General features: G+C 68.6%; 15 protein-coding genes. 8 read left to right on the top strand and 7 right to left on the bottom strand.

The features are described from left to right. Both JK358_RS13460 and sepX read left to right on the top strand, forming a co-directional pair. A complete protein-coding gene (locus tag JK358_RS13460) occupies positions 1-651 on the top strand; it encodes a GNAT family N-acetyltransferase (RefSeq protein WP_201947432.1) in 651 nt (216 codons plus the stop codon). 194 nt (positions 652-845) lie between these two features. Next, positions 846-1,994, top strand: coding sequence for a divisome protein SepX/GlpR (gene sepX / locus JK358_RS13455; protein ID WP_201947429.1), 1,149 nt, complete (start codon positions 846-848; stop codon positions 1,992-1,994). 48 nt (positions 1,995-2,042) lie between these two features. Here the strand turns inward: sepX and JK358_RS13450 are convergent, their stop codons facing one another. The 3 genes from JK358_RS13450 to JK358_RS13440 all read right to left on the bottom strand — a co-directional run bounded on the left by JK358_RS13450 (position 2,043) and on the right by JK358_RS13440 (position 4,271). Further along, complete coding sequence (locus JK358_RS13450; RefSeq protein ID WP_201947427.1) at positions 2,043-2,423, bottom strand: hypothetical protein; 381 nt, start codon at positions 2,421-2,423, stop codon at positions 2,043-2,045. Between the two features lie 184 nt (positions 2,424-2,607). Then, the gene (locus JK358_RS13445) at positions 2,608-3,525 is read right to left on the bottom strand and encodes a hypothetical protein (protein WP_201947424.1); all 918 of its coding nucleotides are present in this window, start codon (positions 3,523-3,525) and stop codon (positions 2,608-2,610) included. Continuing rightward, positions 3,525-4,271: a ParA family protein gene (locus JK358_RS13440; RefSeq protein WP_232851267.1), complete on the bottom strand. Its 747-nt coding sequence runs from the start codon at positions 4,269-4,271 to the stop codon at positions 3,525-3,527. The genes JK358_RS13445 and JK358_RS13440 overlap by 1 nt, the downstream gene beginning before the upstream one ends. Before the next feature lie 299 nt (positions 4,272-4,570). Here JK358_RS13440 and JK358_RS13435 point away from each other — a divergent pair, with 299 nt between their 5' ends. Together JK358_RS13435 and JK358_RS13430 are read left to right on the top strand one after the other, a co-directional pair. Then, the gene (locus JK358_RS13435) at positions 4,571-5,392 is read left to right on the top strand and encodes a C40 family peptidase (protein ID WP_232851266.1); all 822 of its coding nucleotides are present in this window, start codon (positions 4,571-4,573) and stop codon (positions 5,390-5,392) included. Positions 5,393-5,420: 28 nt separating this feature from the next. Next, positions 5,421-6,374 (top strand): SMP-30/gluconolactonase/LRE family protein, encoded by a 954-nt coding sequence (locus JK358_RS13430; protein WP_201947421.1) that lies wholly within the window; start codon positions 5,421-5,423, stop codon positions 6,372-6,374. A 12-nt stretch (positions 6,375-6,386) separates the two neighbouring features. Here JK358_RS13430 and JK358_RS40340 read toward each other — a convergent pair whose 3' ends face one another. Next, positions 6,387-7,007 carry a TetR family transcriptional regulator gene (locus JK358_RS40340; RefSeq protein ID WP_201947420.1) on the bottom strand — a complete coding sequence of 207 codons (621 nt, stop codon included), beginning with the start codon at positions 7,005-7,007 and terminating at the stop codon, positions 6,387-6,389. 216 nt (positions 7,008-7,223) lie between these two features. Here JK358_RS40340 and JK358_RS13420 point away from each other — a divergent pair, with 216 nt between their 5' ends. Together JK358_RS13420 and JK358_RS13415 are read left to right on the top strand one after the other, a co-directional pair. Continuing rightward, positions 7,224-7,934 (top strand): GbsR/MarR family transcriptional regulator, encoded by a 711-nt coding sequence (locus JK358_RS13420; protein ID WP_201947419.1) that lies wholly within the window; start codon positions 7,224-7,226, stop codon positions 7,932-7,934. 14 nt (positions 7,935-7,948) lie between these two features. Continuing rightward, the gene (locus tag JK358_RS13415; protein ID WP_201947418.1) at positions 7,949-8,416 is read left to right on the top strand and encodes an alpha/beta fold hydrolase; all 468 of its coding nucleotides are present in this window, start codon (positions 7,949-7,951) and stop codon (positions 8,414-8,416) included. On the opposite strand, the gene JK358_RS13410 is transcribed toward JK358_RS13415, so the two are convergent. Further along, the gene (locus tag JK358_RS13410; protein WP_201947416.1) at positions 8,394-8,615 is read right to left on the bottom strand and encodes a hypothetical protein; all 222 of its coding nucleotides are present in this window, start codon (positions 8,613-8,615) and stop codon (positions 8,394-8,396) included. The two genes, JK358_RS13415 and JK358_RS13410, sit on opposite strands and share 23 nt — an antisense overlap. Positions 8,616-8,751: 136 nt before the next feature. Between JK358_RS13410 and JK358_RS13405 the strand changes: the two genes are divergently transcribed. Both JK358_RS13405 and JK358_RS13400 read left to right on the top strand, forming a co-directional pair. Next, positions 8,752-10,155: a serine hydrolase domain-containing protein gene (locus tag JK358_RS13405; RefSeq protein WP_201947413.1), complete on the top strand. Its 1,404-nt coding sequence runs from the start codon at positions 8,752-8,754 to the stop codon at positions 10,153-10,155. Between the two features lie 95 nt (positions 10,156-10,250). After that, positions 10,251-11,462, top strand: coding sequence for a PucR family transcriptional regulator (locus JK358_RS13400; protein ID WP_201947410.1), 1,212 nt, complete (start codon positions 10,251-10,253; stop codon positions 11,460-11,462). On the opposite strand, the gene JK358_RS13395 is transcribed toward JK358_RS13400, so the two are convergent. Then, positions 11,453-13,243, bottom strand: coding sequence for an AMP-dependent synthetase/ligase (locus JK358_RS13395; protein ID WP_372440663.1), 1,791 nt, complete (start codon positions 13,241-13,243; stop codon positions 11,453-11,455). The two genes, JK358_RS13400 and JK358_RS13395, sit on opposite strands and share 10 nt — an antisense overlap. A 165-nt stretch (positions 13,244-13,408) precedes the next feature. Beyond that, complete coding sequence (locus JK358_RS13390) at positions 13,409-14,179, bottom strand: SDR family NAD(P)-dependent oxidoreductase (RefSeq protein WP_201947408.1); 771 nt, start codon at positions 14,177-14,179, stop codon at positions 13,409-13,411. Positions 14,180-14,220: the final 41 nt, after the last annotated feature.

Below are 14,220 nucleotides of genomic sequence, written 5' to 3'. Positions count from 1 at the left end.
ATGAACGTCTTCCGGGCTGCGCAGCACCCGGGCTGGCCCGCGCATCTGGGTCCGGTGCGGGTGGCGGCGGGGCAGGTGACCCTGCGGCCGATCCGGTTGCGGGACGCCGCGGCGTGGAGTCGCATCCGCACCCGTGACCGCGATCATCTGGAGCCGTGGGAGCCGACCGGGCGGGGCGCGTGGGAGGCGCGCAATCACGCCTCGAACTGGCCGTCGCTGTGGTCGTCGCTGAAGGCCGAGGCGCGCCGGGGCGCGATGATCCCGTTGGTGATCGAGGTCGACGGTCAGTTCAGCGGTCAGCTCACGGTGGGCAATATCGTTCGCGGCGCGCTGCGTTCGGCCTGGATCGGTTACTGGGTGGCCAAGGATGTCGGCGGTCAGGGTGTCGCGACGGCGGCGCTGGCGCTGGGTCTGGACCACTGCTTCGGCGAGGTGGGCCTGCATCGCGTGGAGGCCACGGTTCGCCCGGAAAACCTTGCCAGCCAGGCGGTTCTGCGCAATGTCGGCTTCCGTGAGGAGGGCCGGCTCGCGCGCTACCTGGATGTCGACGGCAAGTGGCGGGACCATCTGCTGGTGGCCATGACCGTCGAGGAGATCTCGGGGACCGTGGTGGACAGGCTGATTCGCTCGGGCCGCGCCGCACAGTCCTGACCGCCCGGAACTTTCGGCTCCCCCCGAGAGTTCATCTGGTGTTACTGATGTTGCGGATGTGATCGGCGCGCCTAGCGAATATTCCTGAGGCGGCGAACTAGCCTACGGACGTCGGTGGTGCGTCCTGCGCCATCGGGTGGCGCTGCTGTGCACGTCGAAGGGACCACTGCCACGCGGGGACGGAGGTGAGCACGATGCCGAATTCGATCTTGTGGATCGGACTGGTCGTGCTCTGGGTGTTCGTCCTGTTCCCGATGCTGACCGACCGGCATCCGCGCATCCGCCAGCACACCGACGCCGCGCTGTCGACCCGAGTGCTGCACCGCGGGGATGCCCAGCGACGCACCAGAAAAGGTCCGGCCACCGGACATGACACCGACCCGGACTACGTGCCGGTTCGCAGGAAGCATCACCACAGCGATGATCCGGAGGATCGGATGACCAGATCGGACGAGAGCGCTACCACCGCATCGGACGACGAGGATTTCGACACCGCCAGCGAAACCGGCACGGACAGCAGCACTTCCGTGGCGGCCGAGTACTCCGATGCGGAGCCCGGCACCGCCGCCGAGACGGACATCGACCACGAGGAATCCGCTGCCGCCGAGGAAGATCCGGCCGCCGAAGACCCCGATTTCGCCGACGCCGCCGAATACGATGACCAGGTGGCGAAATCCGGCGATCACGCCGAATCCGCGGCGGCCGTCGACGACGACGAACCCGTCTCGGTCCGGACCTGTTCCGCCCCGGAGGAATCCGCGCCCGCCGAGTCCGGGCAGCGCACCCGCATGCCGGCCCTGCGCGCGCCCGAGCCCGAGGACGACGACGAATCCGATTCCGAGGACGAGGATTTCGTCCCCTCCCGGCGCGGCCGCGGCGGCTTCGACCCGGAGGCGGACGCCATCGCCCGCGCCGCCCGCTACACCTTCCGCCAGCGCGCGGTGCTCGCGCTGATCCTGAGCGCCCTCATGTTCGGTGGTGCGGGAGTCGCCCTGTCCGCGCGCTTCTGGTGGCTGTGCGGCATCGCCGGCGTCATCCTGGTGACCTATCTGGCGTACCTACGCCGTCAGGTGCGCATCGAAGAGGATATCCGCCGCAGGCGCATCGCCCGGCTCTCCAAGAAGCGCCGCCAGGCCGAGGACGACGAGGAAGCCGAGCGCGCCGCCGAACGCGACCGCCCGGACCGTGAAGAGGCCCGCACCCAGCTGCGCCGCGCGGTTCTGGTCGAGCCCGACGACGAGGACCCGGCCTTCGAGCACCTCGAACTGTTCGACGCCGCCACCGCCCGTGCCGCACGCCACCGCGCGGCGGGCAATCGGGCCCGCCGCGCGGTCGGCGAATAGCGTCGGGGGTTCGCGAGCGAAGCCCCCGCGGGTTCCGGGGAGTTCGAACTACCAGATCTGGTAGATCTCCACGACCGACCCCGGGTCGATCGGGCTGAGGGGGTTGGTGAGCACGATGGCCGCTGTCCCGCCGGGGTGGGCAGCGGCTTCGCCGATGATGGCCTTGTCGCTGGCGTTCGTGCTGCCGTCCGGATAGGCGAGTACCGAACCCTCCTCCATGTACACGCGATGATTCGCGGGCGGCACGAGCGCGTCGATGGCGTCCGGAATCGGGCTGTTCGCGACCGAGGCCGTTTCTGCCGGGGTGAACCAGAGGCCGATGCCGTTGTCGGTGGTGACCGGGTCCGCTGCCGATGCATTGCCCGATCCCAGCAGGACGGCTGCCGCGGCAGCTCCGGTGACGGTGAGAGCGAAGGGAAGGACTCGCATGGTGGCTCACTTTCTCTGTCGAAACGAGCTGATCGAGAGTCCAGTTTGAATAGCGAACGGCTATCGCCGAAAGGCTTTGTATTCGCAATCATGAATCACGCGCCCGGTGATCCAGGTCGCAGGACAAGCGGAAGGGCCCGGCGACGGCCGGGCCCTTCCGGTGTTCAGCTACCGCGCGACCCCGTTACGGCATTCGCGCGGCAACCGGTATCTGCTGTTCGATGAGTTCGGCCAGCGTGCGCAGTTTCGCCGCGAATTCCCGGGCCGCCACGGGATCGTTGCCGGATCCCTTCACGACCTTCTGCGTCAAAGCGGTGAGCCGGGATTCGACGGTGCTGAACAGATCCGGCGTTCGCGGATTCCCGTCGGCGAGATCCCCGCGCAGCCACGCCCGCAACCGCGCCACGGCTTCGTCCTCGCTGTACTCGTCGGGCAGCACCGCCACGGCCTCCCGCAGCCTGCCCGCGGTGACCTTCACATCCGCCGCGAGCGTGGTGTACACGGTCACCGCCGCGTCTTCGCCGTAGGCCGCCGCCACCGGCAGCAGCTCGCGAATCTGTCCCTCGTTGATGGACGGTGCGAGCGGATGCAGCCGGGCGGCCAGCGGCCACGCGCGAATCAGCTTGTGCGCGTACGACCGCTGCATATCCCACCGCTTCTCCACGTAGTCGTCGAAGCTGGCGTGGTCGGCGCGGTAGAGCCGGCCGTCGCGCACGATCTGCAGGGCGCGTCCGGCCACCCAGAACGCGATTCGCAGTGCGTCGATGGAGGATTCGCAGATTTCCAGCTGGGCCTGCTCGCCGGAGCTGAGCGGCCCGTCGCCGCCGGCCTGTGGCAGCGGCATGGACAGCACGGTCGAATTCGGGTCCGCGCGCACCGGTTCGGGCCCGTCCGCGATGAGCTCGATGACGCCGCGGCGGGTCGTGGCCGTATCGCCGCCGGATTCGGCCGGGCCGCTGCGCACCTCGAATCCGCCGCCCAGCCATTCGGCGTCGCGCAGCGGTGATACCGGGGGAGTGTGCTCGGCCTCGTCGGCGAGCGGATTGCGGGCGGGTGCGGCGGTCGCGCCGCCGATGGTTCCCTTGCGTCGCTGGGGAGGCATCAGGCGGGCACCTCCACCGGCATGCGCGCGACGGTGACCCCCGCGCGGTAGGGCAGCAGCAGTTCGTCGCCCGCCTGCCGGTATTCGCCGAGGTCCTCGATCGGGTTCTCGGCGCCGTCGCCGACTTCGCCGTCGGCGGCCTCCCGGTACCACTTCCACGCGCTGATGTAGGTGTCGAAGACGTCGTAGCCCGCGTCCTCGAGATTCTGGCGCTGGGTGCGGTATTCGGTGGAGACATTGACGCCGTTCTTCATGGTGACCGGCACCTTGGTCATGAGTACGCGCACGCGGATCTCCTTCGCGTGCTCCGTGGCCGCTTCCTCGGCGGCCCGATAGGTGCTGGGTACGCGTTTGACCTCGGACGGGCTGACGCTGGTGACCAGGATCAGTTCGTCGCTGACGGGTACCGCGGCCTTGAAGATATCGGCGGATTCACCGCCCGCGTCGACGATGACGACGTCGTAGCGTCCGGCATTGTCGGTGATGCAGTCGTTCACGTGCCGGGACGGGAAGGCGATGAGTTCGAACGGCACCGCGATTTCCGCTTTCTGCAGCCGCCGGTACCAGGAGTATCCGGTCTGGCTGAGCGGATCCGCGTCGATCACGAGAACGCGGAGTTCGTGCACGGTGGCGAAATAGGAGGCGAGGAAGAACGCCGAGGTGGTTTTTCCTACGCCGCCTTTGAGATTCCCCAGCGTGACGACGAGCGGGCGGGGGAGTTCGGGCGTGGTAACGGAATCGGTCATGGACATCCTCCGAACGATGGGGAGGGCACTTGCGATCGCGGTCGATCCTGTCATGCGGTGGTGTTTTCGCCGTGTGCGGCGCGCGCTGTTTCGCGAAAATGGGCCGATTTCTCGCTGTGTCCAATTGGACACAACCGCACATGTTTACTGTTTCGTTATGAATTACACCCATGTTATCCGTTGCACAGCATGCATTTTCGGTGAACTATGCATTCTCGGATCGACTGGTTAGACCGAATGTTCGAGTTGATGGACGGAAACCGGAATAGCTCTCAACAGCTTGATCGGAGGACCGCATCATGGAAACAACCGGTGACAGACAGAAGGTTCGATTCCTTCCGCGACTGACGTGGCGGGGCCTGGCGACAGGCTTCCTGAGCGCAGCGGCCGTAGGTGCGGCGCTGCTGTTCACGGCGGGCGAGGCGGATGCCACGCCGGTGGCTGTACCCGGCATCGGGGAATTCGAGATTCCGGACGAATATGTGCCTGCTGCGGAGGCGATGTTCGGATTCCGTCCCGTGACGATTCCCGGTGTGGCACCCGCCGAAGCCGATCCGATGGTCGCTCTTCCCGCCGATTCCGAATCCGCCCCGATTCCGTCCAGTGCGGTGGTGGCCGCGCCCGAGCCCGCTCCGGCGGCTCCGGAATCCCGGTCGGTCACGGTCGCGGGACTCGGTGAATTCGCCGTCCCGAATTCATTGCCCGTACTCACCGGAATTCCCGGTGTCACCGATTCCGCGGCGACGCCTGCCGCACCCGCCATGGTCACTCCGAAACAGAACACGGGCGAGCGCGCGGTGGAGGCAGCGAAGTCGAAACTCGGTTCCTATTACCGCGCCGGCGGCAACGGTCCGGATTCCTTCGACTGCTCGGGTCTGGTGCAGTGGTCCTATGCGCAGGCGGGTGTCGATCTGCCGCGCACCAGTTACTCGCAGCTGAACTCCGGCACCCCGGTGGGTCTGGACGAATTGCAGCCGGGAGATCTGGTGTCCTTCTACGGCGGCGGTCATTCCGCCATCTACGCGGGCGACGGAAAAGTCATCCATGCTTCCACTTACGGCACGGGTGTGATCGAATCGGATATGGGTAATATGCCGGTCACCGGTGCACGCCGTTTCTGACCGAAGCCCGGGATCAGAGGCATGAGAAATGAGTACACGGAAATCGGCGGCCTTCGGGCTCGCGGCCCTCACGGCCATGGCACTCTCGATGGTCACGGGTGCGCCCGCCGCGAACGCGGCGCCGATCTGCCCGGGCGCCGGGCAGCCGACCTTCGTGGTCGGATCGGCTCCGGGAGCGGCACTGGAGGGACTGACCGTCGACGCGGCGGGCCGGGCCTTCACCACGGATCTGGTCACCGGCCGGGTCCACCGATTCGACGCTCCGGGTGCGCCACCGGTCGCGATCACCACGGTGCCCAGTGGCGGCGGCGGTGCGCTGGCCTGGACGCCGGACGGGAAACTGCTGGTCGGCTACGGCGCTGATGCCCGGGTCGTACTCGGTGACTCGCTGCGGCACGCGGGGATCGTGAAGGTGGATCCCGATACCGGGTTCACCGAACCCTATGCCGCGGGCTTGAGCGCGGCGAACGGCATGGACGTGGCGGCGGACGGAACCGTCTACGCCACCAATGATTTCGCCAGTTTCGTGGGCCGGGTGTATCCGAACGGCTTCGTAGCGCCGGACTGGGCGGTGCTGCCCAGCGCGAACGGCGCGGTACTCGGTCGCGACGACGAGTTCCTGTATGTGTCACGCACATTCGCGAACCCGGGGGTGAGCCGGATTCCGACGGCCGCGCCGTGGGCCGCGCAGTCGCTGCTGGATCTGGGTGGTGGCGACTTCTTCGCCGCGCCCGACGGTTTGACGCTGGATTCCGCCGATCGCCCGGTGGTGCCGCTGAACATCTCCGGCCAGGTGGTGCGGATCGACGCGCCCGGCCAATTCTGTGTGCTGGGCTTCGGCAATCAGATGACCAGCGTGCTGAGTTACGGCCGTGGCGACCGGGGCTTCTCGGCGGGCAGGTTGTTCGGCGCGACCTTCACCGGCCTGATCTACGAGATCCCGGGCGGCTTCGATCCGCAGGCCCGGACCGCGACGCCGTAGCGCGGCGGGCGCTCAGGCGCGGGCGATCGCGGGCGCGGGTTCGGTGAGCAGTCCGACCAGCATGGCGATAATGTTGTCCTGCACCGCGATCCGGTCGTCGTCGGAATCGAATTCCTGCCGTTCGTAGTCGGCGAGCAGGGCGAACATGACGGTGCTCATGGCGGTGAGCCGGTAGCGCCGCATACCAGGGGTGAGTCCCGGCATGGTCCGGTACAGCCGCTCGACCAGGATCCGGGTGGCGTGCCAGCGCTTCTCGTGCAGGTCGGGTCCGCTGACCGCGGGATGCGCGCGGGTCTGTTCGAGGAATCGCGCGTAATGGGTGGAGCCCTCGGCGTAGGGGATGTCGAACATGGGCCGCACCAGCATGCCGATGAGTGCCGCCACCGAATCCGGGTCGCCGGCGGTCTCGTGGTCGGCGAGTAGGGCGGTGCGCCGGGATTCCAGTGCGGGCTGGTGTTTTTCGATGATGGCGGCGATGAGCCCGTCGCGGGAGCCGAAGTGGTAGTGCACGGCGGAGTTGTTGCGCTGTCCCGCGGCCACGGCGATATCCCGCAGTGCGACATCGGGTCCGCGTTCGGCGATGGTGCGTTCGCCCGCGAGGAGGATGAGTTCCCGGGCGTCAGGGCTGGTCACCGGGACACTATAGCGCTTTCCGGACACTGCTGAGCGCACGGGCTTAGCTCTCTAATCAGCTCTGATTACCGCCATTCGAGATATGGCGAACGCTTCGTTGCGTTCACAACGGTGGCAACTACCGGTTTCACGCGAAAAGCGTTTAATGCCAGGTGAATACGTAAAACCTGGGGTTGTGTTGCAATAGGGGTTGGCGTGGTGAACGAAGGAGGCCCGATGCCGGGCGGCAGGCTCACACCGGAGGATCGGCAGCGCATCGCCGATGGTCTAGCCCTCGGGCGCGGATACGCGGAGATCGCACGCGAACTCGGCCGGCCCACCTCGACGGTGAGCCGTGAGGTCAGCCGCAACGGCGGGCCGGGCGGCTACCGCGCGGATCTCGCGCACGCGGCCACGGTGGTGCGCTCCCGGCGCCGCGTGCCGCGTCCGAGAAAGGTCGAAACCCCCTCCGGCGCAGACGAACACGGGCGCTCGCCGGAGGTGATCGCGCAGTTCACGGCGGGTTTCGCGGAGATGTTCACCCGGAACGGCGTGCCCAAGGTGGCGGCCGGGGTACTGGCGCGCCTGTACGCCGCCGATTCCGGCAGCGTGACCGCCGCGGAGCTGGTGCGGCACCTGCGGGTCAGTCCGGCGACGGTCTCGGCGGCCGTCGGATATCTGGAGGGCCGGGAGCTGATCCGCCGCGAGCGGGATCCAGGCACGCGTCGCGACCGCTACTTCATCGACGAATTCGCTTGGTATCGGGCAACTCTCGCCGCTGCCCGGCGCAACGAGCGGATGGCGGCCCTGGCGCGGGACGGTGCGGGCGGTCTGGGCGCGGCCACGCCGGCCGGGATGCGGCTGCTGGGGATGGGCGAATACCTGGACGGCGTGGCCGGGGACGCGCTCCGCTCGGCCGAGCAGTGGCGCGCGAAACTCGGCGGCTGACAACGAGTGTGGACATGACATGGACCGTGGACATGCGGCTGCCCATCGCACTGGGCTGGGTGGCCAAACATCCGCTGCCGCCGGAGATCGCGGATTCCTATCTGCTGCCGAGCCGCAATTCCGCGGCGGTGCGCAAGGATCTGCGGCGGCTGCTGCGCACCCTGCACCACCGCCACACCCTCGAGGCGGCCACGCACTTCCCGGAGATCGATATTCCGGTGCTGGTGGCGTGGGCCCGCGAGGACCGGCTGTTCCCGGTCGCCCTGGCCGAGCGGCTGGCCCGCGAGCTGCCCGGCGCGACACTGAGGTTGATCGACGACTCGTACACCTTCCTGCCCGAGGACCAGCCCGAGTTGCTGACCGAGGCGATCCTGGAGTTCACTCGGCTGCCGGGATGGCCGTCGGCCTCGGGGTGTTCCTGGATATCTGCCGCCGCCCGGCCATGCTGCCGGTCGATCGTCAATTGGCGCGCGCGGGCGTGATTCCCGGGAATCGGCGCTGAATTCGATCGACATATCTGCGCAGCGTGGACAACTCCGAATCGATCGACTGGCGTGCCTCGGAAGTCAGCGCGGTGTGCAATCGCCGGGTGAGTCCGGCGATATGCCGTTCCAGCTCGCTCAAGAACACGCGGGCCTGAGCTAATTCAGGATCTTCGGCGAGATCCGGATCATCGAACATATCGCGAAAGTATTCCACCGTACGGAGTGCCGCGCGGCGGTTCCGATCCGGCGGCTGTGCTTCGGCACAAAACCCGCGATCCGGATTGCTTTATCGGAACAGTGTGGTGTGCAACGTGTCTCAATAGCCTTGTGCCATGAAGTTTCGCCGCAGCCGGGCGGGCGGTGTGGGGGCGGTCCTGCTCGCCGTGTGCGCCCTGATCGCTGTCGTCTCCCCGGTGGCCGCCGCCGACCCCGCCGATGCCGGGTGTTCGAATCCGTCCGGTGCGGCCGCCTTCGAGCGCGCCGACGCGGTGGCGGCCGGATTCGACGCGGCCGCCCTGGCCGATGCCATGGATTTCGGTTCGGCCAAGGGCGCGTACGCGATTCAGGTGTATCGGCACGGCTGTCTGGTGGGTGACCGCACGAATACGGGCAACCTGCCGGTCCCGCTGGCCAGCGCCACCAAGGGCGTCACCTCGGTAGCGATCGGCCGGGCGATCACGCTGGGGTATTTCGGCCTGGACGATCCGCTCGGCACGTTCTTCCCGCAGGCCGACGCGGCGCACGCGGCCCTGACGGTGCGCCAGGTGCTGAATCAGACGACGGGACTGCGCTTCACCTGGGCGGCCGACCTCGCCGGCATCCAGACCGATGAGGTCCTGCAAACCCTGCACACCCCGTTCGCCTTCGAACCCGGCACCACCTTCCAGTACGCGCAGGCGGCGCTGGTGCTGCTGCCGAAGATCGTGGAGATCACCACCGGTCTCGACTTCCAGCAGTTCGTGCAGCGAGAACTCATGTCCCCCTTGGGCATCGGTCGTGATCAATGGGTGTGGCTGCGCGACCGCAGCGGCAATACGGCCGTCAACGGCGGCCTGGCCATGCGCGCCGACGACATCGCCCGGCTCGGGCAGCTCATGCTCGACAACGGACGCTGGGGCGATGAGCAGCTGATCGACGCCGGCTACATCGACCAGGCCCGGCGGCCCACCGCCGCCAACGGTGGTTACGGATTCCTGTTCTGGCTCAACGCCGGTGACTCCTACAAGACCGCCACCGTCCCCATCGCCCGGACCTTCCAGCACGCGATGTTTCCCGGCGCACCCCGTGACCTGTACGCCTTCGTGGGCGCGCTCGGCCAGTTCGTGGCCGTGGTGCCCAGCCGGGACCTGGTGATCGTGCGGCTGGGCATTCCGGCGGGCATCGACCCGGGCAACCTGCAGACCTCCCTCGCCGCGGAATCGAATCCGGACAACAAGGAGTTCCTGCGCCGGGTGGTCGCGGCCGTCACCGATGTCCCCGCCGAACCGTTCGACAGCCCGTACCGCTACGGCGACAGCTTCGGCCCGCTCATCGGCAGCCTCGACGATCTGGCCTTCTGGGTGGATCCGGTGCACGTCACCGAGATCCTGTTCGGTGTCGGGCCCTACGCGCCGTCGAACTGCAATCTGCTGTGGTGCAACGGAAGACTGGTTCCGCAGGACATCTTCGACCTCCTGCTCGACACCACCGGCCAGCTCGGCGCGGCGGTCGGCGGGCTCGGTCACGGGCAGCGCTAGCAGAATGTGCGCGAGCACAGGGGTCGCCGTAATTCCGCGCTGAAATGCCGATCTGGTTGTGCGCGGACACAATCGCGGTCCTACCATGGGAACCCATGAACGTTGAGCCGCCACCGCCCGACGGCTTCGCGGCGCGTGCCTGCCGCATGTTGCTGGACCGGTTGGACGATCTCGTCCGGCGGGTGTCCGCCGAGATCCAGCGCGCCGAACCGGCCTACGGTGTGGGCGGAATCGTCGGTCTCGCGGAGTTGCGGAAGGCCAATCGCGACAATCTGGTCGCGCTGCTCGAATATCTCGCCGCGGGCGGTGATCCCGGGACGGACGCGCCGTACGCCACCGGGCGGCGGCGGGCCGAGGGCGGTATTCCGCTGCCCGCCGTGCTGCGGGCCTACCGCATCGGCTCGGCCGTGGTGTGGGAGGAATTGGTCGGCCTGGCGCGCACGCCCGAGGAGCAGCACGAACTGCTGATCCTGGCGACCCGGGTGTGGAAGCTCGTGGACGACTACTCGCAGGCGCTGACGATCGGCTATCAGGAGGCCGTCGCCGAGCATTCGCGCCGGGACGCCCGCGCGCAGGACGCCGCACTGGACGCCCTGCTCTCCGGCCGGGCCGACGGCACCCGGCTGTGGGATTGCGCGCGGGCGCTGCGATTACCGCCGCAGGGTTCCTACGCGGTGGTGGCCGCCGCCGCGGGCGCGACCGCGGAGGAGGCGATTCCCGGTATCGCGGAGGCGCTGGCGGTGCTGGGGGTGCGCTCGGCATGGCGGGTGCAGCTGGATCAGCACGTCGGGCTGGTGGCGCTGACCGAGCGGTTCACCGTGGAGCGGCTCTGCGACATCCTGGCCGAGCGCACCGTCGGCCGGGTGGGCATCAGCGCTCCCTTCGGCGCGTTGACCGAGACGCCGGCGGCGCTGCGGCAGGCCGAATCGACCTGTGCGGCAGCGGATCCCGATTCCCGGCAGGTACTGCACTACAACGAGGCGCTGATCCCGGTGCTGCTGGCCACCGCCCCGGATATCGCCGCCGCGCTCACCGCGACGGTGCTGGGCCCGATTCTCGCGCTGCCGGAGCACGATCGGATCACCCTGCTCGACACCGCGCGCGGCTGGTTCGCACACGGCGGCGAGGTGGCGGCGGTCGCGGAAAGCCTTTTCTGCCACCGCAATACGGTGCGCTTCCGGATCAATCGCATCGCGGAGCTGACCGGCCGCCGGCTGTCGTCGCCCGCGGAGGCCGTCGAACTGTATCTGGCCCTGCGGGCGTACCGCGTCAGCGCGCCGCCCGCAGGGCCGGGTGTTCAGGAGTAGAGCGCGGCCACGTCGGCGGCGAACTTCTCCAGCACCACAGCGCGTTTCAGCGACATCTTCGGGGTGAGCTCGCCGGTCTCCTGCGTCCAGTCCACCGGCAGCACCCGAATCTTCTTGATGGCCTCGGCCTTCGACACCTTCGAATTGGTTTCGGCGACGGCGCTTTCGATCTCGCCCAGCAGGCCGGGGTGTTCCACCAGCTCGGCCAGCGGGACCTCGGCCGCCACCCCGTGCCGCTGCCGCCATGCGGGCAGCGCCTCCTGATCGATGGTGACCAGCACCGACACGAACGGCTGCCCGTCGCCGACCACCATGCACTGGCTGATCAGCGAGTGCGCGCGCAGCGAATCCTCCAGCGGGGCGGGGGAGACGTTCTTGCCCGCCGCCGTCACCAGGATCTCCTTCTTGCGCCCGGTGATGGTGACGAAGCCGTCCGCGTCGATGGCGCCGAGGTCGCCGGTGCGGAACCAGTCACCGTCGAACGCGTCGGCATTCGCCTCCGGATTGCGCCAGTAACCGGGTGTGACCACCGAACCCTTCAGCAGCAGTTCGCCATCCGGCGCGATGCGCACGGCATTGCCGTCGATGGGCTTGCCGACGGTGCCGACCCGCATATGCGCGGCGGTGTTGACGGTGATGGCCGCGCTGGTCTCGGTGAGCCCGTAGCCCTCGTACACGGTGACGCCGATGCCGCGGAAGAAGTGCCCGAGCCGCGCGCCGAGCGGTCCGCCGCCGGAGACCGCGTGCCGGCACCGGCCGCCCAGGGCCGCACGGAGTTTGGTGTAGACGAGCCGGTCGAACAGGGCGTGCCGCAGGCGCAGCCACAGGCTCGCGTTACCGGTCTCCAGGGCCTGGCTCCATTCGATGGCGGTGGCGGCGGCCAGTTCGAAGACGCGGCCCTTGCCCGCCTCCCGTGCGCGCTGTTCGGCGGCGTTGTAGACCTTTTCGAAGACGCGCGGCACGGCGAGTACGAAATTCGGCTGGTACGAGGCGAATTGGTCGGTGAGCGTGGTCCAGTCGGCGGTGTGCGCGACGGTCACCCGCGCGGCCAGCGCGCCCACCGAGATGGCGCGGGCGAACACATGCGCCAGCGGCAGGAACATGAGCGTGCGCTGTCCGGGCGCGAGCAGGTCGGCCAGGGCGAGGCGGCCGGATCGGGCCTCCGCCAGCAGGTTCGCGTGGGTCAGCACCACGCCCTTGGGGCGGCCGGTGGTGCCCGAGGTGTAGATGAGGGTCGCGGGGGACGCCGAGTTCTGCGTGGTGGCGCGGGCGGCGAGCGCCTCGTCGGTGACGGCCGCGCCGCGCGCGATCAGGGTCGCGACGGCGTCCTGGTCGATGCGCAGGGTTTCGCGCAGATCGGGGGTGCTGATGGGGGCGACGACGGCGGCGTGCCGGTCGTTCTCCACCAGCAGCAGCTTGGTTCCGGAATCGGTGAGGATCCACTGCGCCTGGTCGGTCGCGGACGAGTCGTAGATGGCGACGGTGCAGCCGCCCGCCGTCCAGATCGCGAAGTCCAGCAGCGCCCATTCGTACCGGGTGGAGGCCATGATGGCCACCCGGTCGCCCGCCTCGATCCCGGACGCGATCAGCCCCTTGGCCACGGCCGTGACCTGGCGCTCGAATTCGGCGGCCGGGATATCGGTCCATCCGGCGCCGTTCGGGATCTGGAAGGCCACGAACTCCGGTGCGGTCCGGCTCAATTCCGCGACGATGCCCGGCAGCGTCTCCGTCTCCGCCACGGAATACGTTGCGGCCGTTTCGAATACCTGCTCAACCGTCACTGCTGCTCCACACCTCTCACTGAACACTGCGTATCGCCCCCCGGGCCAGCTCACATCGTCGGATGCTGCGGCCCACGTCACAATGTGCCGGTGACCCGCGCATGGCCCGCTGGAACGTGCACCGGACCAACAGGACGGTCCGGGAACCGGGGGAGGGGGCGTGTTTCAGGCCCCGTATCCGCCGTCGACGTCGAGCTTCTGTCCGCTGATGAAATCGGCGCGGTCCGACGACAGGAAGCACACCGCTTCGGCGATGTCCTCGGCGTCGCCGAAGCGCCGCAGCGGGATGTTGCGCCGGGTGATGTCGAGCGCCTCGGCGTCCAGTTCCCCGGAGCTGATGAGCCGATCCGCCATGCCGTCGGTGGTCATCCCCGGTCCGACGCAGTTGGCGCGAATCCCGAAGCGGCCCTCTTCGGCGGCGATGCCGCGGATGAGTCCCTCGACCGCCGCCTTGGGGGCACTGGACAGTCCGTCCCGCACCGGGAAGCGCGCGGTGGCGGCGGTGGTGATCGCGACGATATTGCCCCTGGTCTCCCGCAGGTGCGGCAGTGCGGCGTGCACCGCGTTGAAGAAGGCCGCGGTGTCGGCGTTCAACTGCCGCTGGAAGTCCGCGGGCGCCACCCGGCTCAGGTGCACCATCGGCACGTGTGGTCCGGCCGCGTAGACGAGCGTGTGGATGCCGTCGAGTTCGGCCGCCGCCGCTGTGATTACCGCGGCGGCCTGCGCGGCGTCGGCGAGATCGAGTTGCCAGGTCTGCGCGCGCCGGCCGGTGGCGGCGGCGTGCTCGAGGACGGGATCGAGTGCGGTCTTCGAGCGGAAGTAGGTCAGTCCGACGTCGCTGCCCCGGTCGATGAGCATCCGGCTGACGGCGGTGCCGAGCCCGCCGCTGGCGCCGAGCACCAGGGCCGCGCCGGAGCGGTGCGCGAAATCGTTCATGGCTCTCATTGGTACTGCAACCAGCGACACCAAGCAAGTGC

Origin of the sequence: Nocardia acididurans (assembly GCF_016741815.1) — a bacterium.
GTDB classification, from domain to species: domain Bacteria; phylum Actinomycetota; class Actinomycetes; order Mycobacteriales; family Mycobacteriaceae; genus Nocardia; species Nocardia acididurans.
The sequence above is the reverse complement of the archived record's forward strand: the minus strand, read 5'-3'. Positions and strand labels throughout refer to the sequence as shown.

Excerpts from the sequence above, each read along its gene's own strand:
- JK358_RS13460 (WP_201947432.1), top strand. The coding sequence starts at position 1 with ATGAACGTCTTCCGGGCTGCGCAGCACCCGGGCTGGCCCGCGCATCTG.
- sepX (WP_201947429.1), top strand. The coding sequence starts at position 846 with ATGCCGAATTCGATCTTGTGGATCGGACTGGTCGTGCTCTGGGTGTTC.
- JK358_RS13450 (WP_201947427.1), bottom strand. The coding sequence starts at position 2,423 with ATGCGAGTCCTTCCCTTCGCTCTCACCGTCACCGGAGCTGCCGCGGCA.
- JK358_RS13445 (WP_201947424.1), bottom strand. The coding sequence starts at position 3,525 with ATGCCTCCCCAGCGACGCAAGGGAACCATCGGCGGCGCGACCGCCGCA.
- JK358_RS13440 (WP_232851267.1), bottom strand. The coding sequence starts at position 4,271 with ATGACCGATTCCGTTACCACGCCCGAACTCCCCCGCCCGCTCGTCGTC.
- JK358_RS13435 (WP_232851266.1), top strand. The coding sequence starts at position 4,571 with ATGGAAACAACCGGTGACAGACAGAAGGTTCGATTCCTTCCGCGACTG.
- JK358_RS13430 (WP_201947421.1), top strand. The coding sequence starts at position 5,421 with ATGAGTACACGGAAATCGGCGGCCTTCGGGCTCGCGGCCCTCACGGCC.
- JK358_RS13420 (WP_201947419.1), top strand. The coding sequence starts at position 7,224 with ATGCCGGGCGGCAGGCTCACACCGGAGGATCGGCAGCGCATCGCCGAT.
- JK358_RS13415 (WP_201947418.1), top strand. The coding sequence starts at position 7,949 with ATGACATGGACCGTGGACATGCGGCTGCCCATCGCACTGGGCTGGGTG.
- JK358_RS13410 (WP_201947416.1), bottom strand. The coding sequence starts at position 8,615 with ATGTTCGATGATCCGGATCTCGCCGAAGATCCTGAATTAGCTCAGGCC.
- JK358_RS13405 (WP_201947413.1), top strand. The coding sequence starts at position 8,752 with ATGAAGTTTCGCCGCAGCCGGGCGGGCGGTGTGGGGGCGGTCCTGCTC.
- JK358_RS13400 (WP_201947410.1), top strand. The coding sequence starts at position 10,251 with ATGAACGTTGAGCCGCCACCGCCCGACGGCTTCGCGGCGCGTGCCTGC.
- JK358_RS13390 (WP_201947408.1), bottom strand. The coding sequence starts at position 14,179 with ATGAACGATTTCGCGCACCGCTCCGGCGCGGCCCTGGTGCTCGGCGCC.